We start from the raw sequence: 25,306 nt of genomic DNA on the forward strand, positions 1-25,306 counted from the left end.
GGTCACTTCTTCTTGAAGACCCTGACGTAGTCGATGCCCACCGCCTGTGGCACCCGCACCGGGGGCGAGATGACGGTCGACACGGCCAGGTTGGCGATCAGGTAGTGGGGGTGGGTGGCCGACTGGGCGGCCGACCCCTGCGGCACGCCGTCGAAGTAGAAGGTCAGGTGGCCCGGCTCCCAGTCGACACCGAAGGTGTGCCAGCCGGAGGCAGTCCGCGGCATCCTCTGGTGCCACGCGGGGGGCAGGTGGATCACCCGCTTGGTGTAGCCGGCGTAGTGGTAGACCCACTCGACGTCGCCCTGCAGGCACTCCATCACGTCGACCTCTTCGATGGGGTTGCCGTCGTGCCCGTTGAGCCAGAACGCCGGCCAGTTGGTGCAGGCTCCGGCTGCCGTGTGCGGCAGGAACATCCGCGCCTCGGCGTAGCCGTAGGTGAAGTTGAACGTCTTCGCCGTGTTGAGCAGGCCGGAGGCGTACTGCCATCCCAGGCAGGAGCGCCGGACCGCGGCCAGGTGCACCGCGCCCGCGGACACGGTGACCTGGTGCGGGTCGTAGCAGGACAGCTCGGCGGTGTTGACCGGCGGGGTGCTGATCGTGTTGGTCACCCCCAGCCAGTTCGGCTGCCACTTGTGCAGGTCGACGCTGGTGCCGCTGAACTCATCGGCCCAGGCGAGCGTCCAGCTGCCGGGCGGTCCGTGCGGGACGACCCCCACTGGCGTCGCTCTTGCAGCGGCCGGCACCTGCGCCGGCCCGTAGATCGCCAGGGCGGTCACCGCCACCGCGGTGATGGCCAGTCGGACGACGTTCCTCATCAGGCTCCCCCTCCGGACGGCAGCGGGGCTCTCGTCAGGCTACGCCGGGCCTGCGCGCCGTCGGAACCACCGGAGGGGCACGGGTCGGCCAGGCCCTCAGTCCAGGCCGGCAGCCCGTCGCACCGTCGACGCGAACCGCTCCGGCTCGGCGACGGTCAGCGTCAGGTTGGGGTGGCGCAGCAGCGGCAAGGGACCGCGCACGGGCGTGTGGAGGGTCAGGCACACGCCGCGCGTGTAGGTCGTCCCGAAGGTCAGCCCCCGGTCGGTCACGGACAGGCGGATCCCGATCCCGCGATACCAGTGGTAGGGCCCGGTGACGGTCACGTCGCGGACGTTCTGCGGGTGCACCGAGACCGACCAGGGGCCCAGGCAGGCGAGGATCCGGTCCGGCGTGACGGTGGCGTGCGAGGTCGTGGGGGTGGCGCCGACGGCGGCCAGCACCAGCCGGAACCGCGGGTTGAAGTCGAACCCGAACTGCTCCACACCCGGGAGCGCCCCGGTGCCGTCGAGGTCGTCCGGCACGGCCGCCTCGAGCGCCGCCGCCGTCGCGCGGTCGAACCCGCCTGAGCCCTTCCACCACACCCGCCCCGTCCGGTCGACCAGGCACACGGTGATGGTCTCGCGGTCCTCGATCCCGAGGGCGGCCGCCACCCGGCGCACGTCGGTGTAGACGGTGAGCGTCCGCCGCCGCACCGCCGGGTCCGGGATCGCCGCCGCCATGCCACCGTCGATCGCGCCGCGACCCGGCGCCCAGTGCAGGGCGAGGACCGGCAGTTCCACCACCCGCAGGCGGGAGTCCACGGCCATCCGCGCCTCCAGCCACGGCACCCACGAGTCGACCAGCGCCTGGTGGGACCGGCGGAACGCCACCAGCACCACGGTCAGCTCACCGGGGAGGCCGGCCGGGAGGGCGACCTCACGGCCGTTGAGGTCCCGGGCGGTCAGCTGTGGGAAGGTCGCCGCGTCCATCACCCCACCGTAGGTTCGCCGGCTGCGACCCGCCTCCGCCACGAGGCCCGCCTCTGCGGCCCGGAGCGATTCGGGTGGTGCCGCCGGCCACCGCGTGCCAGCGTGGGCGCATGCCGCTGCGCACGACGAAGACCTGGTTCGGCGTGGTCCTGGACACCAGGGACGCACGGGCGCTGGCCCGCTTCTACTCCGACCTGCTCGGCTGGCAGGTCTTCACGGACGAGCCGGGCTGGGCCACCGTCGCCCCGTCGAAGGACGCCGGCTACAACCTCGGCTTCCAGACCGACGCGGGCTACGTGCGGCCGGTGTGGCCGGCGGGGGAGGGCGACCCGCAGATGTCGATGCACCTCGACCTCGAGGTCGACGACCTCGACGAGGCCGTGGCGCACGCGCTCAGCGTCGGCGCGGAGCTGGCGCAGTTCCAGCCCCAGGAGACCGTCCGGGTCCTGCTCGACCCGGCAGGACACCCGTTCTGCCTCTACCTCGACGACGAGGCGGACTGACCGGGCGACGCCAGCACGGCGTCGCACACGGTGACCAGTCGCGCGCGCAGCTCCTGGGCGCGCGCCGCGAAGCCGCGCTGCGCGGCGACGTACTCCTGCTTGCCCTCGGTCGTCTCGATCCGCACCGGCTCGAAGCCGAGATCGGACAGGTCGTACGGCGCGGCCCGCATGTCCAGCTCGCGCACCTCCCGGGCGAGGTCGAAGCAGTCCGCGACCAGGTCGCTCGGGACCACCGGCGTGAGCTTGTAGGCCCACTTGTAGAGGTCCATGTTCGCGTGAAGGCACCCCGGCTGCTCCAGCACAGACTGGGTATCGCGCGTGGGCGCCAGCGCGTTCAGCGGCCGGGCCGGGGGCGTGAAGAACCGGAACGCATCGAAGTGGGAGCACCGGACCTGGTGGGCCTCGACGACCTCGTCGGTGCCCGATGCCCCCAGCCGCAGCGGCCAGTCGGCGTGGCGCACCTGCTCGGGCGTGAGCCGGTAGACCATCGCCCACTCGTGCAGCCCGAAGCAGCCCAGGTGCGCGGGCCTCGAGGCGGTGGCCGCCAGCAGGTCCCGGACGAAGCGCACCGTGTCGCCACGGGCCGCCAGGAAGGCGGGCAGGTCCACGGACGCCAGCCCACCGGCATACCGGTAGAGCTTCCAGCCGGCGCGGTCGGCCGCGCCGCGCAGCCCGACCCCGGCACCCGGGTGCCACCGGCGCAGCTGGGCTGGTCGGTGCGAGTAGTAGGTCCACAGGAAGTCGTTGACCGGGTGCTTGCGCCCCTCGTGCCGTCGCTCCAGGTGGGCGGCGGTGGCTGCGTCGACGCGCTCGTGGTGTGCCGACTCCCGGGCGCGCCACTGCGCCTGCTCCATCACCTGCCCGACCACGGGAGTCAAGGGTACGTGCCGCCACCGGTAGCCTCGGCACGTGCGCATCGCGAGATACACGACAGGTGAGGACCCGACCTTCGGCGTCATCGAGGGCGAGCCGGGACAGGAGGTGGTCCTGGAGATCCAGGGCGACCCGATGTACCAGGCGGTCGTCTTCACGGGCAACCGCGTCCCGCTCGGGGACGTGCGGCTGCTGGCGCCGATCATCCCGCGCAGCAAGGTGATCGGGATCGGCAGGAACTACGCCGACCACGCGGCAGAGATGGGTGGCGAGCCGCCGGCCGAGCCCCTGATGTTCCTCATCCCCAACACCGCCGTCGTCGGCCCCGGCGACCCCGTGGTCATGCCGCGGCAGAGCAGCAACGTGCACTACGAGGGCGAGCTTGCCGTCGTCATCGGCCGGATCTGCAAGGACATCAGCCCCGAGCAGGTCAAGGACGTCGTCTACGGCTACACCTGCGCCAACGACGTGACCGCCCGCGACCTGCAGAAGTCCGACGGGCAGTGGGCCCGCGCCAAGGGCTTCGACACCTTCTGCCCGCTCGGGCCCTGGATCCAGACCGAGCTCGACACCAGCGACCTGTCCCTGGTGACGCGCCTCGACGGCGAGGTCGTGCAGGACGGCACGACCGGCGACATGATCCACGACGTGGCGACACTGGTCTCCTACGCCTCGCAGGCCTTCACGCTGCTGCCCGGCGACGTGATCCTCACCGGCACCCCGGCGGGTGTCGGCCCGGTGGAGACGGGGCAGCGCGTCGAGGTCGAGATCGAGGGCATCGGCACCCTCTCCAACCCGTTCCTGCGCCGCGGCTGAGCGCCCCGGCCCTGCACCTTCCCTACCTGGAATCGGACCATCATGAGTGAGACCCCTTCCCGTCCTGTCCGCACGCGCGTCGCGCCCTCCCCGACGGGCGACCCGCACGTCGGCACGGCCTACATGTCACTGTTCAACCTCGGCTTCGCCCGCCAGCAGGGCGGCCAGTTCGTCCTGCGCATCGAGGACACCGACCGCGCCCGCTTCCGTGAGGACAGCGAGCAGCAGGTGTTCGACACGCTGCACTGGCTGGGCCTGACCTGGGACGAGGGGCCGGACGTCGGCGGCCCGTTCGCGCCCTACCGCCAGTCCGAGCGGCTGGAGACCTACCAGCCGTATGTCGACCGGCTGCTGGCCGAGGGCAAGGCCTACTTCTGCTGGTGCTCCCAGGAGCGCCTGGCCGAGATGCGCGAAGCGCAGCAGAAGGCCAAGCAGCCGACCGGCTACGACCGCCTCTGCTACGGCAGGACGCGCGAGGAGCGCTCGGCCCTCCCGGGGTTCACCGAGACGCCCGTGGTGCGGATGCTGATCCCCGACGACGTCGAGCTCACCTTCACCGACCTCATCCGCGGTCAGGTCAGCGCACCGCGCCCGGACGACCAGGTCATCCTCAAGGCCGACGGGTTCCCGACCTACCACCTCGCCGTCGTCGTCGACGACCACGAGATGGGCATCACCCACGTGGTGCGCGGTGAGGAGTGGATCAGCTCCACGCCCAAGCACGTCCTGCTCTACCAGTGGCTCGGCCTGGAGGCGCCGGCGTTCGCGCACATGCCCCTGCTGCGCAACACCGACAAGTCCAAGATCAGCAAGCGCAAGAACCCCGCTGCGCGCCTGACGTGGTTCCAGGAGCAGGGCTACCTGCCCGAGGCGCTGGTCAACTTCCTCGCGCTGCTGGCCTACCCGCCGGCGCACGACGCCGAGGGCAACGAGGTCGAGGTCTTCGACTTCGCCGACTTCTCGGCCCGCTTCGACTGGTCCAAGGTCAACCCGGTCGGCCCGATCTTCGATCTCAAGAAGCTCGAGTGGCTCAACGGCGTCTACATCCGTGAGCTCGCCCTGGACGACCTCGCCGGCCGCCTGCGCCCCTACCTCGAGCGCGACGGCGTGCTTCCGGCTGAGCCGACCGCCGAGCAGCTGGAGCGCCTCCGCGCCGTCACCGAGCTGATCCAGACGCGGATGGCGCTGCTGTCCGAGGCCACCGCCCTGGTCGCCCCGTTCTACGCCGCCGACGACGCGCTCGAGATCGCCGACGACGCCCGCGCCCAGCTCAAGGACGACGCCGGCGACGTGCTCGACGCCGGCACCAAGGCGCTGGAGGCCGTGGGGGAGTGGAAGGCCGCCGACCTCGAGGCCGCCCTGCGCGCCTCGCTCGTGGACGGCCTGGGCCTCAAGCCCAAGTTCGCCTTCGGTCCGCTGCGGACCGCGGTCTCGGGGCAGCGGATCAGCCCGCCGCTGTTCGAGTCCATGGAGATCCTCGGCCGCGAGTCGACCCTGGCCCGGCTGCGCCGCCTGCGCGCCTCGCTCTGACGCGCGTGGTCGCCGTCCTGCTCGACCTCGACGACACCCTCGTCGACAGCACCGCCGCGATGATCGCGGCGGGCAGGACGGCGGCCGCCGCGCTGTGGCCGCAGGCAGGGGCGGACCTGTACGAGGCCGCGGCCCGGCGCTTCCGGGCCGACCCGCGCGGCCTGTTCGGCGCCTACACCCGCGGCGAGCTGGACTTCACGGCGATGCGCCGTGCCCGCGTGACCGACCTGGCCGAGCACCTGGGGCTGGACCAGGTCGAGGACGCCCATGGCCGGTTCGAGGCCGCCTATGCGCCGGCCTTCGCCGACCACCTGCGGGCCTTCGACGACGTCTCCTCGCTGCTGCGGCGTGCCGAGGGGCAGGGCTGGCCGGTGGGAGTGCTCACCAACTCCGGCGCGGCCTACACCGCCGAGAAGCTGCGCCTCGCGGGGCTGGAGGACCGCTTCGAGGTCGTCGTGACCACCGACGACCTCGGCTACGGCAAGCCGGACCCGCGCGTCTTCGCGCACGCCTGCTCGCGGATGGGCAGCGAGCCCGCGGTCACGGCATACGTGGGAGACGACCCGCTGGTGGACGCGTACGGGGCCCGCTCGGCTGGCCTGTATGCCGTGTGGCTGGCCCGCGAGGGCGCCGGGCACTTGGGGGCCGGCACGGGGCACGGGTGGGACGGCCCGCGGGTGTCCTCCCTGGCCGACGTGGGCGCTCTCCTGGCGGCGCGGGAGGCCGATTTGGGAACCGGGGCAGGCGCCCGGTAATGTTCACCCCCGGATCGCGGTCCGGAAGCCCTTCGGGGAAGCCGGCCGGGATACCCCCTTGGGGTATGGTGTAATTGGCAGCACGACTGATTCTGGTTCAGTTAGTCTAGGTTCGAGTCCTGGTACCCCAGCGCTGTTGTCCGGTCGGAGACGGTCGGACGCGATTCGGAGAAATTCTGACCATTCGGTAAGGTTTCCACCGGTTGCAGAGCGCGGAAGCGTGAAGGACAGCAACCAGCTAGGGCCCCGTTGTGTAGCGGCCTAGCACGCCGCCCTCTCAAGGCGGTAGCGCGGGTTCGAATCCCGTCGGGGCTACTCGCAAAAGGCGATCCCCGCCCTGGTCACCAGGGCGGGGATCGCCTTTTTCCGTAGGGGCTCCTCGTTCATCCGGTGGACCCGCTGCCGTGCCACGGGACAAGGATCGTCAGTGGCGCGCCGGCCCGCGTCAGCCCACTGATCCCGCTGGCGCCAGGGGGCGACAGGCCAGCCCGAGCCGGAGCCGGACCATCGCGTCCGGCACGAGGGATGGACCATGCCCCAGACCACGCGGCGGACCTTCCTATCCGCCTCCGCAGCCGGCGCCGCTGTCGCCGGTGCGGTCACGCTCGCGCCAGCTGCCCTGGTGCGCAACCCGCTCGACACCCACAACCCGCTCGCACCGGTGCGCACCGGCGGGCCGTTGGTCGCCTACATCCAGGACGTCAGCTCCGGCGACGTCACGCTGCTCGTCGGTGAGCAGGAGGTCGTCGTGCACGACCCCGACCTCGCCACTGCCATCGCCCGCGCCGCGTCGAGGAGGTGAGCCATGTCGTCGCACCGTGAGGCCCCGGAGGTCTCCAAGGACCCGGTTGCCGACAACACCGACGTCTACGCGTTCGTCAGCCCCGACAAGCCGGACACGGTCACGCTGATCGCCAACTTCATCCCCCTGCAGCACCCTGACGGGGGACCGAACTTCTACGAGTTCGGGGACGACGTCCTCTACGAGATCAAGGTGTCCAACAGTGGGGACGCCCAGCCGGACGTGACCTACCAGTTCCGCTTCACGACGCGGGTGAAGAACGCCAACACGTTCCTCTACAACACCGGACCGATCAAGAACATCGGTGACGCCACGTTCAACCGGCCGCAGACGTACTCGGTCGTGCGGGTCGCCCGGGGCCGCCAGCCCCAGCGGCTGGCCGACCGCCTCGCGGTGCCGCCGGTCAACATCGGCCCGCGAAGCACGCCGGGCTATGCGAGCCTGGCCGCCCAGGGGGTCCATGCCCTCCCGGGCGGGCGCACGGTGTTTGCCGGTCAGCGTGCGGACGGCTTCTGGGTCGACCTCGGCAGCATCTTCGACCTCGGCACGCTGCGCCCGTTCCAGCACCTGCACCTGATCCCGATGGCCGACGCCCCAGGTGTCAACGGCCTGCAGGACTCCAACGTCCACACGATCGCGATCCAGGTGCCCAAGTCCGACCTGGCCCGTGGTGGCCGCACGCCCACCAGCGTCGGCGATGCCGGCTCGGTCATCGGGGTCTGGGCGACGGCCAGCCGCCAGCGTTCAAAGGTCTACGACTCCGACGGCCACCCGGACTCCTTCGGCCCGTTCCAGCAGGTCTCCCGGCTGGGCAACCCGCTGGTCAACGAAGTGCTCATCCCCATGGCGTCCAAGGACCGCTGGAACGCCCAGACCCCGCACGGGGACTCGGCGTTCGCGAAGTACGTGTCCAGGCCGGAGCTCGCCGGGCTGCTGCCGGTGCTCTACCCCGGGGTGTTCCCGCACCTGAAGGCGTACACCAAGCCGCGCGCGGACCTGCTGGCGATTCTCCTCACCGGCATCCCCACCGGAGTGGTGCCGGGGTTCCAGAACTTCACCGGGTCCACCCAGGCGGACATGCTCCGGCTCAACCTGGCGGTCCCGCCGTCGTCCAAGCCCAACCCGCTTGGCCTGGTCGGAGGCGACGCCGCCGGTTTCCCCAACGGTCGGCGGCTCACCGACGACGTCGTGACCATCGAGCTGAGGGCGGTGGCCGGGCTGACCATCCCCCTGGTGGACAAGTCGTTCACCCCGGATGCCGCGACGTCGGCGATCACGGATGGCACGCACAACACCAACGCCGTCTTCCTCGGGCGCTTCCCCTACCTGGGCACGCCCGCCGGCGGCTTCCAGAGCCGTCCCGGCACACCGCACAGCTGACCGCGACGGACCGGTGGGCGCCCCGCCGCGCCCTCCGGTCCCGAGGCCCTGGAGGCCGGGATGACCCACCGTCACGACCAGGAGAACCCCTTCGCCGGGCAGGGCCCGGTGCTCCTCGACATCGGCGACGACGTCGGTGCCATCGTGATCTCGATGCCGGCACGGCTGGAGGGCCGGGAGGTCGAGGTCGTCCGCCTGGGCGACGACCCGGCCGTCCCGACCCACGTCGGCGTCGTCGCCCGCCCGACGGGCCGGGGCTCGAGCCTCACGGCGGTCTTCCCGGAGCTGGAGGCCGGCCGCTATGCCCTGCGTGTGCTGCCCGACGGCCCGCCGGCGCTCACGGTCGACGTGGTCGGAGGCCTGGTCGTCGAGCAGGACTGGCCGGGCTGAGCTCAGGCCTGGTGGCTGCTGACGTCCTCCTGGGCCAGCCGGCGCAGGGCCAGCAGCACGGGGTCGAGCAGCACCGTGCCGACCACCACGTGCCGCAGGGCCGCGGCCGCCGAGTCGCGGGGCACGCCGCGGACATCGACCTCGGCGACCTTGTGCATCGCCCGGGCGTAGGCCGTCAGGTCGCGTGCGGGGACCTCGAGCCCGCCTGCCGCCGCCGCAGCCAGCGCCCGTTCGAGCTCGACCCGGGCCGGGGCGCAGATGTCGACGTGCCAGCCCAGGGCGTCCACGAGTGCGGCGGCGGCCGTCGCGGCCGAACCCTCCTCGGGGGAGAGGGGTCCGCCGCTCAGTGCGCCGTGGGCGACGCCGAGCAGGTCATGCCGGGCCGGTGGAGGGGTGTCCAGGGCGTCGGTGACCCGCCGGGCGGCGGCCACGGACAGGCCGCCACTGTCGAGCAGCGCGCGGATGAGGCGGACCCGCTCGAGGTGCGACTCGTCATACGTCGCGGTGGTCGCGCTGGTGGCCAGGCCGGCGTGCAGCAGCCCCTCGCGCAGGTAGTACTTCAGCGTCGCCACGGACACGCCGCTGCGGGCCGAGAGCTCCGAGATCCGCATTGGTCAACCTCCTTGACACTGGATAGTAGCGCTATCCACTATTGGAGAGTCGCACTATCCAAGGAGGGCTCATGGTCCAGGTCCACACCGAGCGCGTCACCCACGAGCACGACGGCGGGATCGCGGTGTTCCTCATCGGGATGCGCCTCACCCAGCCGTGGCGGGTCGACGCCTGGCTGCCGGTCGTCACAGCCATGCCGCGGATGGTCCGCGAGCTCTACCAGACCAAGGCGGCCGCGGCGCGCGGCGAGGGGGAGGACCTCGGCTTCCTTGAGGCGCGCAGCCTCGTCGGTGCCGGCGGGCCGACCGTGGTGCAGTACTGGCGCAGCGTCGAGGACATCTACCGCTACGCCTCCGCGCCCGACCACGCCCACCGGCCGGCGTGGCAGGCGTTCAACGCCCGCGCCCGCAAGGCGTCCGGCGCGGTGGGGATCTGGCACGAGACCTTTGCCGTCCCCGCGGGCGGGCACGAGAGCCTCTACCTCGGCGTCCCGACCATGGGGCTGGCGAAGGCGACCGCGGTCGTGCCCGTGGCCCGGCGTGGCCCCACGGCGAGCGAACGCCTGGCCACCGGCGGGTCAGCCGGCGCGGCCGACCTCGGTGCGTGACCACTCCAGCAGCGCCTCGGCCAGCTCGCGCTCGGTCAGCCCGAGGGGCAGCGGAGGCGTGAGCACGAGGTCGGCCGCGTCCAGCGCCTGTGCCGGCTCCCCGGGGTGGCCGATCGAGATGGTGAGCTGGTGCCGCCGGCTCCGGGTGAGCGCGGCGGCCAGCCGGAGGGCCGCGATGGTGGAGGTCGGGAGCCGGCTGACGTCCCCTTCGACCTCGAGCCGCCAGCTCTCGCCGGGTCCGGCCACGGTGTCGGCGACGACCGCCTCGACCAGGCCGCGCAGGTAGCCGACCTGTCCACCCTGGCCCCGGCGCAGCACGCCCGCGGTGACCACGTGGACCGCCAGGTGGTCGATGTCCCACTCCTCGCACCAGTAGAGCAGGTCGTCCGCGTGCGCAGCGCCGGCGCTGTGCCCCGCGCCGGCGTCCAGGGGCTCGCGCGAGGTCGCCCGCAGGTCGCTGCAGTCGAGCACGAGGCCCAGCCGCTGTGGTCGCTCGCCGTCCCGCAGGGCGCGTCGGATGCGGGCCACCCGGGCCCGGTCCAGCAGGTCGGCGACGGCGTTCACGCGGCGAAGGGTACCCAGCGGGCTTGGGCGGCCCGCTGCCAGTGCTCTGCGGTCAGCGGCCCCCGGTCGCCAGCCAGTAGCGGCGCTTGCCCGCGCGCACGTCATCGAGTCGCCCACCCGCCCGCTCGATGACGAGCCGGGAGGCGGTGTTGTCCTCGTCGCAGGTCAGCAGGGCGGGGTCGATGCCGAGGTCGTGGGCCACCGCGAGGGCCAGCCGGAGCGCGGCACTCGCGTGGCCCCGGCGGCGGGCGGACGGCCGCACGGCATACCCGATGTGGCCGCCCACCTCGAGCAGGAACGGGGTCAGGGAGTGCCGGATGGAGACGCGGCCGAGCATCTGCTCGCCGTCGACCACCCACAGGACCGTGTCGGGCACGTGGTCTGCCGGGCGCGGGGTCTCGGGGAGCGCCTTGGCCAGCAGCTCGTGCACGTATGCAGCGAAACCCGCCTCGCCCTCCAGGGTATCCAGCGGGTGGCGGCCCAGGTCGAGGAAGCCGCCGTTGCCCTCCGCCTCGAGCTCGCGCGCGGTGTCGAGGAACGAGCGGTGGTAGCGCACGTGCGGCCGGACGAGCTCGGTCATGTCGGCATGGTGACCGGCTCCTCCGGCCGCACGCGACCGGTTATCCGGGGTGGCGGCTCAGGCGCCCTGCTGCTGGGCCGCCTGCTGGGCGGCGTGGGCCCGCCGCAGGACCTCGGTGAGCTTGTTGGCCCCGGCTACGACGGTCGCGGCGTGCAGCCGGCCGGGCTGGCGGGAGACGCGCTCGATCGGACCGGAGATGGACACGGCGGCGACGACCCGGCCCGACGGACCGCGGACCGGGGCCGACACCGAGGCGACACCGGGCTCGCGCTCGCCGACGCTCTGGGCCCAGCCGCGGCGGCGCACGCCGGACAGCGTGGTGGCGGTGAACTTGGCGCCCTGCAGCCCGCGGTGCAGCCGGTCCGGCTCCTCCCAGGCGAGCAGCACCTGGGCGGCCGAGCCGGCCAGCATCGACAGGCTGGCGCCGACCGGGATGGAGTCCCGCAGGCCCATCGGGCGCTCGGCGGCGGCGACGCAGATGCGCTGGTCGCCCTGGCGGCGGAACAGCTGGGCGCTCTCGTTGGTGTGGTCGCGCAGCGCCCCGAGCACCGGGCCGGCGGCCGCGAGCAGCCGGTCCTCGCCGGCGGCGGCGGCCAGCTCGCCCAGGCGCGGGCCGAGCACGAAGCGGCCCTGCATGTCACGGGTGACGAGCCGGTGGTGCTCGAGCGCGACGGCGAGCCGGTGGGCAGTGGGGCGGGCCAGGCCGGTGGCCCCGACGAGCTGCGCGAGGGTCGACGGCCCGGCCTCGAGGGCGCCCAGAACGATCGCGGCCTTGTCGAGAACGCCGACTCCGCTAGAGTTGTCCATGTCCTGATATTGCCGTCTCAGTGCCTGAGACGCAAGTTCGTGGGCCGGGAAAGTGCGTCAGCCTTCACGGAGCAGGCGCGCAGAGTGGCTCGCTGCACCCGTCAGACGGAGGTTGGTTCGATGGCAGGCACGTTGGCCGAGAAGGTCTGGGACGCGCACATCGTGCGCCGGGCCGAGGGGGAGCCCGACCTCCTCTACATCGACCTCCACCTGCTCCACGAGGTCACCAGCCCCCAGGCCTTCGACGGGCTGCGGCTCGAGGGCCGCCCGGTGCGCCGCCCCGACCTGACCCTGGCCACCGAGGACCACAACGTCCCCACGACGCCCGGCCCCATCACCGACCCGGTCAGCCGCACCCAGGTCGAGACGCTGCGCCGCAACTGCGAGGAGTTCGGCGTCCGGCTCTGCCCGATGGGTGACGTCGACCAGGGCATCGTCCACGTCGTCGGGCCGCAGCTCGGGCTGACCCAGCCCGGCATGACCATCGTCTGCGGCGACAGCCACACCTCCACCCACGGCGCGTTCGGGGCGCTCGCGTTCGGCATCGGCACCAGCGAGGTCGAGCACGTGCTCGCCACGCAGACGCTGCCGCTCAAGCCGTTCCGGACCCTGGCGGTGAACGTCGACGGCGAGCTGCCGGACGGCGTCACGGCCAAGGACATCGTGCTCACCGTAATCGCCAAGATCGGCACCGGCGGCGGGCAGGGCTACGTCATCGAGTACCGCGGCTCGGCCATCGAGGCCCTGTCGATGGAAGCCCGGATGACGGTCTGCAACATGTCCATCGAGGCCGGCGCCCGCGCGGGCATGATCGCGCCGGACCAGACGACGTTCGACTACCTGCAGGGCCGCCCGCACGCCCCGACCGGGGCCGACTGGGACGCCGCCGTGGCCGACTGGTCCCGCCTGCGCAGCGACGACGACGCCGTCTTCGACCTCGAGGTGCACCTCGACGCCTCCACGCTGAGCCCCTTCGTCACGTGGGGCACCAACCCCGGCCAGGGCCTGCCGCTGTCGGCCCGCGTGCCCGACCCCGAGTCCTTCGGCGACGAGTCCGAGAAGGCCGCGGCGCAGCGTGCGCTGGACTACATGGGCCTGACCGCCGGGACGCCGCTGCGCGAGATCCGGGTCGACACCGTGTTCGTCGGCTCCTGCACCAACGGCCGGATCGAGGACCTGCGCGCCGCCGCGGGGATCCTCAAGGGCCGCAAGGTCGCCGACGGCGTGCGCGTGCTCGTCGTGCCCGGCTCGGCCAAGGTCCGCCTCCAGGCGGAGGCCGAGGGCCTGGACCGGGTGTTCATCGAGGCCGGCGCCGAGTGGCGCCTCGCCGGGTGCTCGATGTGCCTGGGCATGAACCCCGACCAGCTCGCGCCGGGTGAGCGCAGCGCCTCGACGTCCAACCGCAACTTCGAGGGCCGGCAGGGCAAGGGCGGGCGCACCCACCTGGTCAGCCCGCTGGTCGCAGCCGCCACCGCCCTGCGCGGCACGCTGTCGAGCCCCGCCGACCTGAGCGCCTGAGGAGATTCGCCATGGAGCAGTTCACGACCCACACCGGCATCGGCGTCCCGCTGCGCCGCAGCAACGTCGACACCGACCAGATCATCCCGGCGGAGTACCTCAAGCGCGTCACCCGCACCGGCTTCGAGGACGGCCTCTTCGCGGCCTGGCGCCGCGACGAGACCTTCATCCTCAACAACCCCGCGTATGCCGCGGGGTCGGTCCTGGTGGCCGGGCCCGACTTCGGGACCGGCTCCTCCCGGGAGCACGCCGTGTGGGCCTTGATGAACTACGGCTTCCGCGTCGTCATCTCCTCGCGCTTCGCCGACATCTTCCGCGGCAACAGCGGCAAGCAGGGCCTGCTCACGGCGCAGGCCAGCCAGGACGACGTCGAGCTGCTGTGGAAGCTGCTCGAGAACGAGCCGGGGGCCGAGGTGACGGTGGACCTGCAGTCGCGCACCATCACCGCCAAGGACATCGTCGCGCCGTTCGAGGTCGACGACTACACGCGCTGGCGGCTGCTGGAGGGCCTGGACGACATCGGGCTCACCCTGCGCCACGAGGCCGAGGTGAGTGCCTTCGAGGCGACCCGACCGGCATACAAGCCGAGCACTCTGGCTGCCTCGACCGCCGGCTGAGCCGCGAGTCCCAATATCGCGAAATCCGTTCTGCCACAACACAACAACGACCGTCGGCGCCCCTCGCCGGGGGCGCCGAACTGCGTCTGGGGTGGGGTCGCGGGGGCACCTCCGAAGGGTCTGTGCAGGTCAGGGGCGGTCTCGGCCCCTGTTCAAACACGTTGCGACACAACGAATCCGATGTTCCGTTTGTGGTGGACTCCACACTCCCGGAGGCCTAACGTCGTCTCCAAGTCGAGCACAGGCTCGGCCGCAGACCCGCCGGGCAAGGGGTCCGGCGCACATTTCCTCGGGAGGGGAAGACGTGAACAAGGGAGAACTGATCGACGCCCTTGAAGGGCGCCTCGGCAGCAAGAAGGCCGCGGCAGAAGCTCTCGAAGCGGTGCTCGACGTCATCATCCGGGCCGTCGCGAAGGGCGAGAAGGTCGGCATCACCGGCTTCGGCACCTTCGAGAAGGCGGCACGGGCCGCGCGCACGGGCCGCAACCCGCGCACGGGCGAGACGGTGAAGATCAAGAAGACCTCGGTGCCGAAGTTCAAGGCCGGCACCGCGTTCCGCACGGTCGTCGCCGACCCGCGCCAGCTGCCCAAGACCGCTGCGGCCGGCGCGCGTGCCGCTGCGGGCACGGCGGCCAAGGCCGGCACGGCGGTGGCCCGCAAGGCTGCCGGCGCGACCACCACCACCAAGGCGGCGGCCAAGAAGACCGCGACCAAGGCGGCTCCGGCGAAGAAGGCGGCCACCAAGACCGCCACGAAGGCGGCTCCGGCCAGGACGGCGGCGAAGTCGGCCACCACCAAGGCGGCTCCGGCGAAGAAGACGGCGACCAAGACCGCCACCAAGGCGGCCCCGGCCAAGAAGGCGCCCGCGAAGAAGGTCACCACGGCCCCGGCCACGAAGGCGGCGGCCAAGAAGACCGCCACCAAGGCGGCTCCGGCCAGGAAGACCACGGCCCGGAAGGCACCGGCCAAGAAGGCCTGAGCACTCCAGCCCACACGACGGGGCCGGCACCTGCGGGTGCCGGCCCCGTCGTCGTCATGGCCAGGGGTCGGGGTCAGTGGGCGTCGGCGGCGGCCCGGCGGGGCAGCAGGGGCAGGCAGGCGAAGCACACGGCGACGACCGCCAGCACGACGACGAGGCTGCGGATGACGGCGTGGCCGGACCCGGTCGCGGAGCCGGTCAGGTAGGTCGTCGAGATCAGCGCCGCACCGACCGAGGTGGCGAGCTGCTGGACGGGTTGAGGGTGCCGGAGGCGCTGCCTGCCTGCTCCTCCGACACCTCGCCCAGTGCCACGGCGAACAGCGACCCGAAACAGCAACCCATGCCGAGCCCGCACACGAACAGGGGACACACCAGCAGCCACAGGGAGTGCGGTGCGTAGTGGACCGGGGCCGTGTCCGCCAGGACGCCGAGGCCGACGAGCGCGAGCCCGGCGACTGTAGCGGCGGCGGGCTGCCGGCCCAAGCCCCTTCGCGGAGGGACGCCCGCCCCGGCGCTCAGCGGATGGGCTCTCCCTCGCCGATGCCGACGATCCACAGCCGGGTCAGGCGTTCCCCGTCGCTCGTGACGCTCAGCCGCTGCCCGGGACGGACGTGCCGCAGCCCGCTGGCGTCGAAGACCTCGGCGTCGAAGGGGACCTCCCGGCCGTCGTCGAGCAGCACGCTGCCCGCGCCGGTGGCGGGGTCGAAGCGGTGGACGCTGGCCTGCATGCGGCCAAGGCTAGTGCCGGCGCGAGGCCAGGACCCGCGCGGTGCGCGGGCCGACGCCCAGCGAGACCGCGCGCGCCAGGGCCACGTCGTCGTCCACGTCCGAGCGCAGGTGCGGCAGGTCCAGGTCCAGCCGGGTGTGGTCACGCTCGTGGGCGTGCGCCGACCCCGAGCCGAACCGCGGGTTGATCGACCCGCCCGCGTGGGCGGCGAGCAGCACCGTCCCGGTGCCCTCGGCGTCGGGGACGAAGCTGCGCTCGTGCGCGCAGCAGGCGGTCAGGGCCCGGGCCAGGTCGGCGGGCCGCAAGGTGGGCAGGTCGCCGAGCAGCACCGCGGTGGGGCCCTCGCCGTGCCGCACCTCCAGCGAGGCCAGGCCCGCGCGGACCGCGTCGTTGAGCCCCGAGCCGGGGTCGGCGGTCACGGCGACGTCGCGCTCGCGGGCCCAGCCGCGGGTGAGCTCGTCGGAGGTGACGACCAGGAGGCGGCTCACCGGCATACAGGCATGGACCGCGGCCAGGGTGTCGATCGCGAACGCGTGCGCGAGGTCGGAGCGGAGCACCCCCGCCGGCGGGTGCAGCCGGCTCTTGGCCGACAGCTGGCCCTTGACCGGCACGACGACGCGCCACCGCTGCTGTTCTCCCGTGCTCATCATGGTGATCGTCTCAGCACGGCAGGCCGCCTCGACACCGACCCGCGCCGACCGGGAAGATGGCCGCGACGGCCGCAACGGGCGGACGCGGGAAGGGCGGATCACTGGTGCGGCGGAAACGACCCCGGAACAGGCTGCCCCTGGCCTACCGTTTCGCCGCGGGCCTGTTGCGCCCGTTGATGATCCTGCTGACCCGGCACGAGTGGCGCGGCGTCGAGAACCTCCCCGAGACCGGCGGGTTCGTCGTCACCCCCAACCACCTGTCCTACATCGACCCGATCGCGTTCGCGCACTTCCTCTACGACAACGGGCACCCGCCCTACTTCCTGGCCAAGGAGGGGGTGTTCCGCATCCCGCTGGTCGGCCGGCTGCTGCGCGCCGCCGACCAGATCCCCGTGTATCGCGGCACCTCCCAGGCCGTCGAGGCCTTCCGTGCCGCCGTGGTCGCCATCGAGGCGGGCAAGTGCGTGCCGATCTTCCCCGAGGGCACCCTGACCCGGGACCCCGAGATGTGGCCGATGACCGGTCGCACCGGGGCCGCGCGGGTGGCGCTGACCACCCAGTGCCCCGTCATCCCGGTGGCGCAGTGGGGGCCCCAGGAGATCCTCGAGCCCTACGGCAAGCGCCCGCGGTTCTTCCCCCGCAAGACGATGCACGTGTGGGCCGGCCCCGCCGTGGACCTCAGCGACCTGTACGGTCAGCCCCTCGACCGGGCAACCCTGCGCGAGGCGACCGACCGCATCATGGACGCGATCACCGGGCTGCTGGAGCAGATGCGGGGGGAGCAGGCCCCGGCGCAGCGCTTCGACGTCCGCTCGTCCGGGCTGCCCGAGACCGGCAACCCCCACCGGGCGCGACGTGAACCGCCCGCAGGAGCAGCAGGAGGACAGGCATGACACGGGCCGCGGTGCTCACCGCCGGCAGCTGGGGCACGGCCTTCGCGGCGGTGCTCGGGGATGCGGGCACGACGGTGCGGATGTGGGCCCGGCGCCAGGAGGTCGTCGACCAGATCAACACCGAGCGGGTCAACCGCGACTACCAGCCCGACCTGGTCCTGCCCGACAACGTCTCGGCCACCACCGACCCGGCCGAGGCCGTGGAGGGCGCCCAGATCGTGGTGCTGTCGGTGCCGTCCCAGAAGCTGCGCGAGAACCTTGTCCACTGGGCCGACCTCATCCCGCGTGACGCCGCCGTCGTCTCGCTGATGAAGGGCGTCGAGCTCGGCACCACCAAGCGGATGAGCGAGGTCATCGCCGAGGTCGGCAAGATCGAGCCGGAGCGGATCGCCGTGCTCTCCGGGCCCAACCTCTCACCCGAGATCGCCGCCAAGCAGCCGGCGGCCAGCGTGGTGGCGTGCCTCGACCACGCCGTCGCCGAGATGGTCGCCGACGCCTGCGCCGCGCCGTACTTCCGGCCCTACACCGCCACCGACGTCATCGGCACCGAGCTCGGCGGTGCGGTCAAGAACGTCGTCGCGCTGGCGGCCGGCATGGCCGAGGGCATGGGCATGGGCGACAACTCCAAGGCCTCGATCATCACCCGCGGCCTGGCCGAGACCACCCGGCTCGGCGTCGCGCTGGGCGCCGACCCGGCGACCTTCTCCGGCCTGGCCGGGGTCGGTGACCTCATCGCGACGTGCATGTCACCGCTGTCCCGCAACCGCACCTTCGGGGTCAACCTCGGCAAGGGGATGTCCGTCGAGGAGGTCATCGCGGTGACGAAGCAGACCGCCGAGGGCGTGAAGTCCTGCGAGGCGATCCTCGACCTGGCCCGCCACCACGGTGTCGACGTGCCGATCATCGAGAACGTCGCCGCGGTCGTCCACGACGGGCGCACGCCCGAGGAGGTCGTGCGCGCCCTGATGGCCCGGCGGCTCAAGGCCGAGAAGCACTGACCCCTCAGGCCTGGCGCAGCGCCCGGTCCAGGTCGCGCCACAGGTCCTCGACGTCCTCGACCCCGACGGACAGGCGCAGCAGGTTCTCCGGGACGGTCAGCGGCTCGGTGCTGATCCGGCGGCGGCGCTCGACGAGGGACTCGACGCCGCCCAGGCTCGTGGCGTGGGTCCACAGCCGCACCGCCGCGGACACGCGCTCGGCGGCCTCGGCGCCACCGCAGACCTCGATCGAGACGACGGCCCCGAACCCGGGGTAGCGCACCCGCTCGACCGCCGGGTGCCCGCCCAGCCGCTCGGCGAGCACCGCGGCGTTGGCCGTGGCCCGCTCCACCCGCAGATGCATGGTGCGCATCCCGCGCAGCGCCAGCCACGTCTCCACCGGGCCGGCGATCGCGCCGTGGACGAGCCGGTGGTGGGCCAGTCGTCCCTGCAGCTCGCGCCCGCGCTCGGTGGGTGCCGTCACGGTGGCGCCGAGGACGACGTCGGAGTGGCCGGAGAGGAACTTGGTCACCGAGTGCATCACCACGTCCGCGCCGTCGGCGAGCGGCTGCTGCACCAGAGGCGTGGCGAAGGTGTTGTCGCACACCACGACCGCACCCTGCTCGTGCGCCGCGGCGACGAGCGCCGGCACGTCGGCGACCTCGAGCATCGGGTTGGTCGGGGACTCCACCCACAGGAGATCGGCCCCGTCCAGCGCGGCCACCACGGCCGTGGTGTCACTGATGTCCACCCGGCGCACCTCCAGGCGTCCGGCGTCGGCGAGGTCGCCCAGGATCGAGCCGGTGCCGTTGTACGCGTGGGTCGGCGCCACGACCACCCCGCGCTCGGGTGCCAGGGACAGCGCGGCCGCGACGGCCGCCATACCGGAGGCGAACACCAGCGCCGTGCCGCCCTCCAGGGCGCCGAGCGCCTCCTCGAAGGCGGTCCAGGTCGGGTTGCCGGCGCGCGCGTAGTTGACCTCGCCGTCGGCGACGTAGGTCGAGGTGAGCTCCAGCGGGGCGTTGACGCCCGCGCCGGGCACGCGCGGCGGGCGTCCGGCGGAGACGAGCAGGGAGGCGGGGGCCAGGTCGTCGGGGTGAGTCGCGTCCACGCCCACACAGTAGGTCCAGCGCCGGGGTCGGGTGTGTCGGCGGCCGGATGCCGGGCGGTAGGGTCACTCCTCGATGAGCGCCTCCGACATCGTCCCCAGCACCCTGTCCGCCGAGCCCCGCAAGCCGCGGGTCGCCGTCGTCTTCGGCGGCCGCTCCTCCGAGCACGCGGTCTCCTGCTCGACCGCCGCCGGCGTGCTGCGCGCCATCGACCGCGACACCTACGACGTGCTGCCGATCGGGATCGCCAAGGACGGCCGCTGGGTCCTGGCCGCCGACGACCCGGACCGCCTCGCGCTGACCCCCGGGCACACCCCTGAGGTCGACGACGCCGCCGACGGCGTGATCGTGCCGCTGAGCACCACCGACCGCAGCCTGGCCGTCCTCGAGCCCGGCCAGCCGCCGCGCGCGCTCGGCGACGTCGACGTGGTCCTGCCGCTGCTGCACGGCCCGTTCGGGGAGGACGGCACCCTGCAGGGGCTCCTCGAGCTCGCCGACATCCGCTACGTCGGCTCCGGTGTGCTGGCCTCGGCCGCGGGCATGGACAAGCACTACATGAAGGTCGTCCTCGCCGGCCACGGCCTGCCGGTCGGCCCCTACACCGTGATCACCGACAAGGCGTGGCGCCACGACCCGGCCGCAGCCCTGGACGCGGTGAGCTCGCTGGGGTTCCCCGTCTTCGTCAAGCCGGCCCGCGCCGGCTCGAGCATGGGCATCACCAAGGTCAATGCCAAGGAGGACCTCGAGGCCGCGATCGAGGCCGCGCGCGAGCACGACCCGAAGGTCATCGTCGAGGCGGCCATCGTCGGCCGCGAGATCGAGTGCGGCGTGCTCGAGGGCCGCGACGGCGCCCCCACCCGCACCAGTGAGGTCGCCGAGGTCGAGGTCGTGCAGGGCCACGACTTCTACGACTTCGAGGCCAAGTACATCGCCGAGGCCGACGTCCAGCTCTCGTGCCCGGCCGACGTCCCCGTCGAGGTGTCCGACGAGGTCCGGCGCCTGGCGGCCGCCGCGTTCGACGCCTTTGGCTGCGAGGGCCTGGCGCGCGTCGACTGCTTCTGGACCAGCGGCGGCGACGTGGTCATCAACGAGATCAACACGATGCCAGGCTTCACCCCGACGTCGATGTACCCGCGGATGTGGGCGGTCTCGGGGCTGGACTACCCGGCGCTGATCGACGAGCTGCTCCAGCTCGCGCTGTCGCGCCGGACCGGCCTGCGCTGAGACGGCCCCGCCTCTCAGCGGCAGCGGTGGCTGCCCTGCGGAATGGTCTGCGCCGCAGCGGTGAACGCCGGTAGCAGCAACGGCTCGGGGGCGTAGGTCGAGGGCACCAGCACCTCGATCGCGGGCGCCCGTCCGAACGTCGTGAAACGCACGCCGTCGCTGAGCCGGTGGGCCACCCAGTCCACCCCGGACACCTCGATGCACTGGTCCGTCGTGGGGCCGGGCGGTGCCACGCCGCAGCGGGCGATCACGGCCGGGTCGCCCCAGGCGTGCACGGCGCGGGAGTCCGACGTCGTGTCGACGGGCTTCTGGTTGCCGACCGTCGCCGGCCACTTCGCCGAGGCGGCGCGGCAGGCGGCCGACGAGGCCTCGGGTGCCGCGGTGACCTCCACGCCGCGGGAGCAGGCCGGCAGCAGGAGGACGAGACCCAGCGCGGACAGCGCTGCCGCACAACGCGTATGGCGGCCGGGTCGCCTCACGCGACCGGCCGCCATACGGGGGTGCTGCTCTGCGCTCAGACGTGCACGACCGTGCAGGTGAGGGTGCGGGTGATCCCCGCGACGTCCTGGATCTTGGCGATGACCAGCTTGCCGAGCTCGTCGACGTTGCGGGCCTCGACGCGCGCGATGACGTCGTAGGGGCCGGTGACGTCCTCGGCCAGCGTGACTCCGGAGATGCCGGCGATCGCCTCGGCGACGGTGGCAGCCTTGCCCACCTCGGTCTGGATCAGGATGTAGGCCTGGACCACCACGATGCCTCCAAGGGTTGGCCGGGGCGCACGCGCGCCCCGAGGAAACCGTGCCGGGGCCGGCGTGGCCCGGACATCGCAGACGCTACCGTGCCGGTGCAGGTTTCGTCCCAGCAGGAGGCAACGAGTGGTCAAGGATCCCAACGGTTCCGAGGGTCCGACCCTGGCGCAGGTGAGTGAGTCCGAGCTGCTCGAGGGCATCTTCCCGCTGCTGCCCGGCGGCCATGGCGTGCTGCTCGGGCCGGGCGACGACGCCGCACTCGTCGCCGCGCCGGACGGCAAGGTGGTGGCCACGACCGACGCGATGGTGCGGGACCGGGACTGGCGCGACGACTGGTCCACCGGTGCCGACGTGGGTGCCAAGACGGTGGCGCAGAACCTCGCCGACGTCGCCGCGATGGGCGCGGTGCCCACCGGCCTGCTGGTCACGCTCATCGCCGACCCGGCCACGCCGCTGGCCTGGGTGCACGACTTCGCCACGGGGCTGGCCGAGGCGGCCCGCGAGGCGGGCGCCCCCGTCGTCGGGGGAGACCTGTCCTCGGCGCCGCCCGGGATGCTCGTCGTGTCGGTGACCGCCCTGGGTGACCTCGAGGGGCGCGAGCCGGTGCTGCGCTCGGGTGCCCGCCCCGGCGACGTCGTCGCGGTGGCCGGCAGCCTCGGCCGCTCGCACGCCGGCTGGCGGCTGCTGGAACGCGGTGAACCGGGCCGGGCACCGGAGCTGGTGGACTACCACCGTCGGCCACGACCGGCCTACCGGCAGGGACCGCTGGCCGCCGAGGCCGGGGTGCACGCGATGCTCGACCTCAGCGACGGGCTGGTGCGCGACGCCGGACGGGTCGCCCGCGCCAGCGGGGTCGGGGTGGACCTGAGCCGGGAGGCGCTGCAGGCCGACGTCGCGGCGCTGGCCGGCGCGGTGGGGGAGGAGACGGCGTGGGAGTGCGTGCTCACCGGTGGCGAGGAGCACTCGCTGCTGGGCTGCTTCCCGGCGCACGTCCCGTTGCCGCGCGGCTGGCGACGGATCGGCACCGTCGTCGCCGGTGATGGCGTCACCCTCGACGGGCAGGCGCAGGGCCCTGGCGGCTGGGACCACTTCGCGGGCTGACTGCTCTCGCGGCCGGCCGGGGACGGGCAGGACCTCACTCGACCGGCAGCAGCGCGCGGGCGTAGCGCCGGCGGTACCAGCGCTGGGCGACCAGGGCTGCGGGGAACACCAGCCGCCAGGGCCCCGGCGCCGGCCGGGTCAGGGACCGCAACGTCAGCCAGACGGTCCCGTCCGGCGAGCGGTGCACGACGAACGCCTCCTCGCCCGAGACGGGGTGCCCCGCCCGCGTGCCGTACGCGAAGCCACAGCGGTCCGGTTCGTCAACAACGGCCACTACGCGAACCGGCTCGCGCAGGCCGACCGGCCCGAGCGAGGCGACGAGCGTGCGGTCCTGCCCCTCATGCACGCGCAGCTCCTCACCTGGCGCGAGGTCGACCGTGAACCCGCTGCGGGTCTTGACGGCCCACGACTGCACTGCCGAAGTGGAGGCCAGCCACCTGTCCTGCCCGTGGCCGAGGAGGTGCGTGCGCTCGAACCGCCGGTACCCGGCCGGTGCCTCGGCCCACTGGGCGTCCGCGACCCTTGTGGCGCCAACGGCCAGGTAGCTGAGGTCCCCCGTCACGACCGCGATGGTGTCCGACGCCTCGCGGGCATGACAAGAGCCGGCCCCGCGATGGGACCGGCTCGTGTCGGTGTGCCTGGGGTCAGGCGGCAGGACGCTGGGTCAGCGCTTGACCTTGCCGGCCTTGAGGCACGAGGTGCAGACGTTGAGACGCTTCGGGGTCACACCGGCCGCGCCCACCAGAGCCTTCACGCGCTGGATGTTGGGGTTCCAGCGGCGCTTGGTGCGGCGGTGCGAGTGCGAGATGTTGTGACCGAAGCCCGGTCCCTTGCCGCAGACATCGCAGTTGGCAGCCACGGGTGATCTCCTGAACTCGTTGATGCAATGGAAGAACTGGTGCTCCCGGCAGGGCAGCACGAAGGATGCGCCGGCTGGGGGAACCGGTCAAGAGTAGCCGAGGCGGGCCGTCCGGCCAAAATGCGCCGGCCGGTGGCGTCAGACGCTCCCGGCGTGCCCGACGTGGGCGGACCTCCATGGTCGCACGGCCCCGCTACCCTCACGCTGGAGCAGGAGGTGTGCATGGGTGACGGCGGGCCCGGTCCGCAGGGCCGGTTGGCGCGGATCGACGCGGTGGCCGCGCGCCGCTGGGCCGTGACCGCGCGCGCCGCGCTGGCCGCGCGGCGCAGCGAGATCGACGCCCTCAACGTGTTCCCCGTGCCCGACGGTGACACCGGCACCAACCTCTACCTCACCCTCGACACCGCCCTCGACGCCGCGCGCGCCGAGGCGGGGACCTCCGGCTCCGACTCCCTCGCGGACGCGGCGGCCGCCCTGGCGCGCACCACCCTGCTCGCCGCCCGCGGCAACTCCGGGGTGATCTTCAGCCAGATGGTCCGCGGCATCAGCGAGGTCGTGGCCCGGGTCGCCGAGGAGCCGTGCGGCCTCGGGCCGGAGGAGCTGACCGAGGCCCTGCGCCGCGCCAGCGAGCTCGCCTACGCCAGCGTCACCCGCCCCGTGGAGGGCACCATCCTGTCCGTCGGCGACGCCGCCGCTGCCGCCGCCGAGGTCGCCCTGAAGTCCGGCTCCGAGCTGTATGCCGTGGTGACGGCCGCGCTGTCCGCGGCTCGCGAGGCGCTGGTCGCGACCACCGCGCAGCTGCCGGCCCTGGAGCGCGCCGGGGTGGTCGACGCCGGCGGCGCGGGCTACGTCCTGCTCCTGGAGGCCCTCGAGCGCGTGGTCGCCGGAGGCGCCGACCCGGCCCCGCACCCGCTGGAGGACCTGGTGCCGGCCCGGCCCGAGTGGGCCCCGCCCTCGCACGCGGTCGAGCCGGAGGAGCGCGCCGGCGGCCCCGCCTACGAGGTGATGTACCTCCTTGCCGACGCCGACGAGGAGGCCGTGGCCGGGCTGCGTGACCGGCTCGACGACCTCGGCGACTCGGTGCTGGTCGTCGGCAGCCACGACCTGTGGAACGTCCACGCCCACGTCGATGACGCCGGTGCGGCGATCGAGGCCGGGGTCGAGGTCGGGCGCCCGCACCGCATCCGCGTCACCCGGCTGAGCGAGGCGCAGGCCGGACGCCGGCAGGAGCCGGCCAGCACGCTGGCCGTCGTCGCCTGTGCTGCCGGGCCCGGCCTGGCCGACGTCTTCCGCGCCGCGGGCGCCGGGGTCGTGGCCAGCGGCCCGGGACGCCGGGCGTCCACCGGCCAGATCCTCGAGGCCATCCGCGAGGCCCACGCCATGGCCGTCCTCGTGCTGCCCAACGACGCCGACACCTACCTCGCCGCCGAGGCCGCTGCGCGCGCCGCCGCGGACGAGGGGGTCGAGGTGCACGTGGTGCGCTCCCGGGCCGCGGTCCAGGGCATCGCCGCCCTGGCAGTCTTCGACGCCGGCGCCGGCGTCCGCGACAACCTGCTCGCCATGACCAGCGCCGCCGCCTCGACCCGCCAGGGTGCGGTCACCGTGGCTGACCGGGAGGCGCTGACCAGCGCCGGCTGGTGCCACGCCGGCGATGTGCTCGGCGTGGTCGAGGGCGACGTCGTGGCGATCGGTGACGACCTCAGCACCGTCGCCGGTGAGGTGGTCGAGCGCCTGCTGGGCAGCGGCGGCGAGCTGTTGACCGTCGTCACCGGCGAACAGGCCCCGGCGGACCTCGGCGACAGCGTCGCCGCTGCGGCCCGCATCCGGCGCCGCGACCTCGAGGTGACGGTCCTGGCCGGCGGCCAGCCGGCATACCCGCTGCTGCTCGGGGTGGAGTGAG

General features: G+C 73.1%; 31 protein-coding genes and 2 tRNA genes. 18 read left to right on the top strand and 15 right to left on the bottom strand.

The features are described from left to right. Window positions 1–2: 2 nt before the first annotated feature. On the bottom strand, window positions 3–815 hold the full coding sequence (locus ACXVGS_RS11945) for a glycoside hydrolase family 16 protein (RefSeq protein ID WP_458534004.1): 813 nt from the start codon (window positions 813–815) through the stop codon (window positions 3–5). 96 nt (window positions 816–911) lie between these two features. Next, on the bottom strand, window positions 912–1,784 hold the full coding sequence (locus tag ACXVGS_RS11950) for a hypothetical protein (protein ID WP_458536984.1): 873 nt from the start codon (window positions 1,782–1,784) through the stop codon (window positions 912–914). 110 nt (window positions 1,785–1,894) lie between these two features. On the opposite strand from ACXVGS_RS11950, the gene ACXVGS_RS11955 reads away from it, so the two are divergent. Beyond that, complete coding sequence (locus tag ACXVGS_RS11955) at window positions 1,895–2,287, top strand: VOC family protein (RefSeq protein ID WP_458530859.1); 393 nt, start codon at window positions 1,895–1,897, stop codon at window positions 2,285–2,287. Here ACXVGS_RS11955 and ACXVGS_RS11960 read toward each other — a convergent pair. Next, entirely contained in the window at window positions 2,263–3,204 is a 942-nt protein-coding gene (locus ACXVGS_RS11960) for a 3-methyladenine DNA glycosylase (protein ID WP_458530860.1), read from the bottom strand. The genes ACXVGS_RS11955 and ACXVGS_RS11960 overlap by 25 nt on opposite strands. Between ACXVGS_RS11960 and ACXVGS_RS11965 the strand changes: the two genes are divergently transcribed. The 8 genes from ACXVGS_RS11965 to ACXVGS_RS12000 all read left to right on the top strand — a co-directional run bounded on the left by ACXVGS_RS11965 (window position 3,197) and on the right by ACXVGS_RS12000 (window position 8,833). Next, on the top strand, window positions 3,197–3,976 hold the full coding sequence (locus tag ACXVGS_RS11965) for a fumarylacetoacetate hydrolase family protein (protein WP_458532656.1): 780 nt from the start codon (window positions 3,197–3,199) through the stop codon (window positions 3,974–3,976). The genes ACXVGS_RS11960 and ACXVGS_RS11965 overlap by 8 nt on opposite strands. Before the next feature lie 42 nt (window positions 3,977–4,018). After that, entirely contained in the window at window positions 4,019–5,506 is a 1,488-nt protein-coding gene (gene gltX, locus ACXVGS_RS11970) for a glutamate--tRNA ligase (protein WP_458530862.1), read from the top strand. Between the two features lie 5 nt (window positions 5,507–5,511). After that, window positions 5,512–6,261, top strand: a complete 750-nt coding sequence (locus ACXVGS_RS11975; RefSeq protein WP_458530863.1) for an HAD family hydrolase — start codon at window positions 5,512–5,514, stop codon at window positions 6,259–6,261. A gap of 59 nt (window positions 6,262–6,320) precedes the next feature. Continuing rightward, window positions 6,321–6,392: transfer RNA gene (locus ACXVGS_RS11980), tRNA-Gln, on the top strand. A 111-nt stretch (window positions 6,393–6,503) separates the two neighbouring features. Beyond that, a tRNA-Glu gene (locus ACXVGS_RS11985) sits at window positions 6,504–6,576 on the top strand. Between the two features lie 217 nt (window positions 6,577–6,793). Further along, entirely contained in the window at window positions 6,794–7,063 is a 270-nt protein-coding gene (locus tag ACXVGS_RS11990) for a twin-arginine translocation signal domain-containing protein (protein ID WP_458532993.1), read from the top strand. Window positions 7,064–7,066: 3 nt separating this feature from the next. Further along, on the top strand, window positions 7,067–8,443 hold the full coding sequence (locus tag ACXVGS_RS11995) for a DUF4331 domain-containing protein (RefSeq protein WP_458534205.1): 1,377 nt from the start codon (window positions 7,067–7,069) through the stop codon (window positions 8,441–8,443). A 60-nt stretch (window positions 8,444–8,503) separates the two neighbouring features. Continuing rightward, complete coding sequence (locus ACXVGS_RS12000; protein WP_458530866.1) at window positions 8,504–8,833, top strand: hypothetical protein; 330 nt, start codon at window positions 8,504–8,506, stop codon at window positions 8,831–8,833. 2 nt (window positions 8,834–8,835) lie between these two features. On the opposite strand, the gene ACXVGS_RS12005 is transcribed toward ACXVGS_RS12000, so the two are convergent. After that, the gene (locus tag ACXVGS_RS12005) at window positions 8,836–9,444 is read right to left on the bottom strand and encodes a MerR family transcriptional regulator (RefSeq protein ID WP_458530867.1); all 609 of its coding nucleotides are present in this window, start codon (window positions 9,442–9,444) and stop codon (window positions 8,836–8,838) included. Window positions 9,445–9,515: 71 nt separating this feature from the next. Here ACXVGS_RS12005 and ACXVGS_RS12010 point away from each other — a divergent pair, with 71 nt between their 5' ends. Further along, window positions 9,516–10,052: a DUF4188 domain-containing protein gene (locus ACXVGS_RS12010; RefSeq protein ID WP_458536985.1), complete on the top strand. Its 537-nt coding sequence runs from the start codon at window positions 9,516–9,518 to the stop codon at window positions 10,050–10,052. On the opposite strand, the gene ACXVGS_RS12015 is transcribed toward ACXVGS_RS12010, so the two are convergent. Genes ACXVGS_RS12015 through ACXVGS_RS12025 form a run of 3 tightly spaced genes read right to left on the bottom strand, consistent with a single transcriptional unit; the run spans window position 10,023 to window position 12,003 of the window. Further along, window positions 10,023–10,616 carry an undecaprenyl diphosphate synthase family protein gene (locus tag ACXVGS_RS12015; RefSeq protein ID WP_458530869.1) on the bottom strand — a complete coding sequence of 198 codons (594 nt, stop codon included), beginning with the start codon at window positions 10,614–10,616 and terminating at the stop codon, window positions 10,023–10,025. The genes ACXVGS_RS12010 and ACXVGS_RS12015 overlap by 30 nt on opposite strands. A gap of 52 nt (window positions 10,617–10,668) precedes the next feature. Continuing rightward, a complete protein-coding gene (locus tag ACXVGS_RS12020) occupies window positions 10,669–11,196 on the bottom strand; it encodes a GNAT family N-acetyltransferase (RefSeq protein ID WP_458536986.1) in 528 nt (175 codons plus the stop codon). A gap of 57 nt (window positions 11,197–11,253) precedes the next feature. Further along, window positions 11,254–12,003: an IclR family transcriptional regulator gene (locus ACXVGS_RS12025; RefSeq protein ID WP_141789020.1), complete on the bottom strand. Its 750-nt coding sequence runs from the start codon at window positions 12,001–12,003 to the stop codon at window positions 11,254–11,256. 120 nt (window positions 12,004–12,123) lie between these two features. Between ACXVGS_RS12025 and leuC the strand changes: the two genes are divergently transcribed. From leuC to ACXVGS_RS12040, 3 genes are all read left to right on the top strand, one after another. Beyond that, window positions 12,124–13,521, top strand: coding sequence for a 3-isopropylmalate dehydratase large subunit (leuC, locus tag ACXVGS_RS12030; protein ID WP_458536987.1), 1,398 nt, complete (start codon window positions 12,124–12,126; stop codon window positions 13,519–13,521). An 11-nt stretch (window positions 13,522–13,532) separates the two neighbouring features. Beyond that, complete coding sequence (gene leuD, locus ACXVGS_RS12035; RefSeq protein ID WP_458527688.1) at window positions 13,533–14,138, top strand: 3-isopropylmalate dehydratase small subunit; 606 nt, start codon at window positions 13,533–13,535, stop codon at window positions 14,136–14,138. A gap of 304 nt (window positions 14,139–14,442) precedes the next feature. Next, window positions 14,443–15,117, top strand: a complete 675-nt coding sequence (locus ACXVGS_RS12040) for an HU family DNA-binding protein (RefSeq protein ID WP_458533000.1) — start codon at window positions 14,443–14,445, stop codon at window positions 15,115–15,117. Between the two features lie 216 nt (window positions 15,118–15,333). On the opposite strand, the gene ACXVGS_RS12045 is transcribed toward ACXVGS_RS12040, so the two are convergent. Genes ACXVGS_RS12045 through cofC form a run of 3 tightly spaced genes read right to left on the bottom strand, consistent with a single transcriptional unit; the run spans window position 15,334 to window position 16,491 of the window. Further along, entirely contained in the window at window positions 15,334–15,600 is a 267-nt protein-coding gene (locus ACXVGS_RS12045) for a hypothetical protein (protein ID WP_458527686.1), read from the bottom strand. A gap of 32 nt (window positions 15,601–15,632) precedes the next feature. Next, complete coding sequence (locus ACXVGS_RS12050) at window positions 15,633–15,845, bottom strand: hypothetical protein (protein WP_458527685.1); 213 nt, start codon at window positions 15,843–15,845, stop codon at window positions 15,633–15,635. 10 nt (window positions 15,846–15,855) lie between these two features. Then, on the bottom strand, window positions 15,856–16,491 hold the full coding sequence (cofC, locus tag ACXVGS_RS12055) for a 2-phospho-L-lactate guanylyltransferase (protein ID WP_458527684.1): 636 nt from the start codon (window positions 16,489–16,491) through the stop codon (window positions 15,856–15,858). A 179-nt stretch (window positions 16,492–16,670) separates the two neighbouring features. On the opposite strand from cofC, the gene ACXVGS_RS12060 reads away from it, so the two are divergent. Next, complete coding sequence (locus ACXVGS_RS12060; protein WP_458527683.1) at window positions 16,671–17,387, top strand: lysophospholipid acyltransferase family protein; 717 nt, start codon at window positions 16,671–16,673, stop codon at window positions 17,385–17,387. Then, window positions 17,384–18,385 carry an NAD(P)H-dependent glycerol-3-phosphate dehydrogenase gene (locus ACXVGS_RS12065; RefSeq protein WP_458527682.1) on the top strand — a complete coding sequence of 334 codons (1,002 nt, stop codon included), beginning with the start codon at window positions 17,384–17,386 and terminating at the stop codon, window positions 18,383–18,385. Before ACXVGS_RS12060 ends, ACXVGS_RS12065 begins: the two co-directional genes overlap by 4 nt. Before the next feature lie 4 nt (window positions 18,386–18,389). Here ACXVGS_RS12065 and ACXVGS_RS12070 read toward each other — a convergent pair whose 3' ends face one another. After that, window positions 18,390–19,475, bottom strand: coding sequence for a trans-sulfuration enzyme family protein (locus tag ACXVGS_RS12070; protein WP_458527681.1), 1,086 nt, complete (start codon window positions 19,473–19,475; stop codon window positions 18,390–18,392). A 73-nt stretch (window positions 19,476–19,548) separates the two neighbouring features. Here ACXVGS_RS12070 and ACXVGS_RS12075 point away from each other — a divergent pair, with 73 nt between their 5' ends. Further along, entirely contained in the window at window positions 19,549–20,697 is a 1,149-nt protein-coding gene (locus ACXVGS_RS12075) for a D-alanine--D-alanine ligase family protein (protein ID WP_458531153.1), read from the top strand. A gap of 14 nt (window positions 20,698–20,711) precedes the next feature. Here ACXVGS_RS12075 and ACXVGS_RS12080 read toward each other — a convergent pair whose 3' ends face one another. Together ACXVGS_RS12080 and ACXVGS_RS12085 are read right to left on the bottom strand one after the other, a co-directional pair. Continuing rightward, a complete protein-coding gene (locus ACXVGS_RS12080; protein WP_458527679.1) occupies window positions 20,712–21,089 on the bottom strand; it encodes a DUF3515 family protein in 378 nt (125 codons plus the stop codon). Window positions 21,090–21,211: 122 nt separating this feature from the next. Further along, entirely contained in the window at window positions 21,212–21,445 is a 234-nt protein-coding gene (locus tag ACXVGS_RS12085; RefSeq protein WP_141789977.1) for an Lrp/AsnC family transcriptional regulator, read from the bottom strand. A 64-nt stretch (window positions 21,446–21,509) separates the two neighbouring features. Here ACXVGS_RS12085 and ACXVGS_RS12090 point away from each other — a divergent pair, with 64 nt between their 5' ends. Continuing rightward, a complete protein-coding gene (locus tag ACXVGS_RS12090) occupies window positions 21,510–22,547 on the top strand; it encodes a thiamine-phosphate kinase (RefSeq protein ID WP_458527678.1) in 1,038 nt (345 codons plus the stop codon). Window positions 22,548–22,581: 34 nt separating this feature from the next. Here the strand turns inward: ACXVGS_RS12090 and ACXVGS_RS12095 are convergent, their stop codons facing one another. Together ACXVGS_RS12095 and rpmB are read right to left on the bottom strand one after the other, a co-directional pair. Continuing rightward, window positions 22,582–23,109 carry a DUF1990 family protein gene (locus ACXVGS_RS12095; RefSeq protein ID WP_458527677.1) on the bottom strand — a complete coding sequence of 176 codons (528 nt, stop codon included), beginning with the start codon at window positions 23,107–23,109 and terminating at the stop codon, window positions 22,582–22,584. Window positions 23,110–23,211: 102 nt separating this feature from the next. After that, entirely contained in the window at window positions 23,212–23,406 is a 195-nt protein-coding gene (rpmB, locus tag ACXVGS_RS12100; protein ID WP_141789007.1) for a 50S ribosomal protein L28, read from the bottom strand. A gap of 222 nt (window positions 23,407–23,628) precedes the next feature. Between rpmB and ACXVGS_RS12105 the strand changes: the two genes are divergently transcribed. After that, complete coding sequence (locus tag ACXVGS_RS12105) at window positions 23,629–25,305, top strand: DAK2 domain-containing protein (protein ID WP_458536988.1); 1,677 nt, start codon at window positions 23,629–23,631, stop codon at window positions 25,303–25,305. Window position 25,306 lies beyond the last annotated feature (1 nt).

The organism is Oryzihumus sp. (assembly GCF_054325275.1).

Excerpts from the sequence above, each read along its gene's own strand:
- ACXVGS_RS11945 (WP_458534004.1), bottom strand. The coding sequence starts at position 815 with ATGAGGAACGTCGTCCGACTGGCCATCACCGCGGTGGCGGTGACCGCC.
- ACXVGS_RS11950 (WP_458536984.1), bottom strand. The coding sequence starts at position 1,784 with ATGGACGCGGCGACCTTCCCACAGCTGACCGCCCGGGACCTCAACGGC.
- ACXVGS_RS11955 (WP_458530859.1), top strand. The coding sequence starts at position 1,895 with ATGCCGCTGCGCACGACGAAGACCTGGTTCGGCGTGGTCCTGGACACC.
- ACXVGS_RS11960 (WP_458530860.1), bottom strand. The coding sequence starts at position 3,204 with ATGCGCACGTGCCGAGGCTACCGGTGGCGGCACGTACCCTTGACTCCC.
- gltX (WP_458530862.1), top strand. The coding sequence starts at position 4,019 with ATGAGTGAGACCCCTTCCCGTCCTGTCCGCACGCGCGTCGCGCCCTCC.
- ACXVGS_RS11990 (WP_458532993.1), top strand. The coding sequence starts at position 6,794 with ATGCCCCAGACCACGCGGCGGACCTTCCTATCCGCCTCCGCAGCCGGC.
- ACXVGS_RS11995 (WP_458534205.1), top strand. The coding sequence starts at position 7,067 with ATGTCGTCGCACCGTGAGGCCCCGGAGGTCTCCAAGGACCCGGTTGCC.
- ACXVGS_RS12000 (WP_458530866.1), top strand. The coding sequence starts at position 8,504 with ATGACCCACCGTCACGACCAGGAGAACCCCTTCGCCGGGCAGGGCCCG.
- ACXVGS_RS12005 (WP_458530867.1), bottom strand. The coding sequence starts at position 9,444 with ATGCGGATCTCGGAGCTCTCGGCCCGCAGCGGCGTGTCCGTGGCGACG.
- ACXVGS_RS12010 (WP_458536985.1), top strand. The coding sequence starts at position 9,516 with ATGGTCCAGGTCCACACCGAGCGCGTCACCCACGAGCACGACGGCGGG.
- ACXVGS_RS12020 (WP_458536986.1), bottom strand. The coding sequence starts at position 11,196 with ATGACCGAGCTCGTCCGGCCGCACGTGCGCTACCACCGCTCGTTCCTC.
- ACXVGS_RS12025 (WP_141789020.1), bottom strand. The coding sequence starts at position 12,003 with ATGGACAACTCTAGCGGAGTCGGCGTTCTCGACAAGGCCGCGATCGTT.
- leuC (WP_458536987.1), top strand. The coding sequence starts at position 12,124 with ATGGCAGGCACGTTGGCCGAGAAGGTCTGGGACGCGCACATCGTGCGC.
- leuD (WP_458527688.1), top strand. The coding sequence starts at position 13,533 with ATGGAGCAGTTCACGACCCACACCGGCATCGGCGTCCCGCTGCGCCGC.
- ACXVGS_RS12050 (WP_458527685.1), bottom strand. The coding sequence starts at position 15,845 with ATGCAGGCCAGCGTCCACCGCTTCGACCCCGCCACCGGCGCGGGCAGC.
- cofC (WP_458527684.1), bottom strand. The coding sequence starts at position 16,491 with ATGAGCACGGGAGAACAGCAGCGGTGGCGCGTCGTCGTGCCGGTCAAG.
- ACXVGS_RS12060 (WP_458527683.1), top strand. The coding sequence starts at position 16,671 with ATGATCCTGCTGACCCGGCACGAGTGGCGCGGCGTCGAGAACCTCCCC.
- ACXVGS_RS12065 (WP_458527682.1), top strand. The coding sequence starts at position 17,384 with ATGACACGGGCCGCGGTGCTCACCGCCGGCAGCTGGGGCACGGCCTTC.
- ACXVGS_RS12075 (WP_458531153.1), top strand. The coding sequence starts at position 19,549 with ATGAGCGCCTCCGACATCGTCCCCAGCACCCTGTCCGCCGAGCCCCGC.
- ACXVGS_RS12105 (WP_458536988.1), top strand. The coding sequence starts at position 23,629 with ATGGGTGACGGCGGGCCCGGTCCGCAGGGCCGGTTGGCGCGGATCGAC.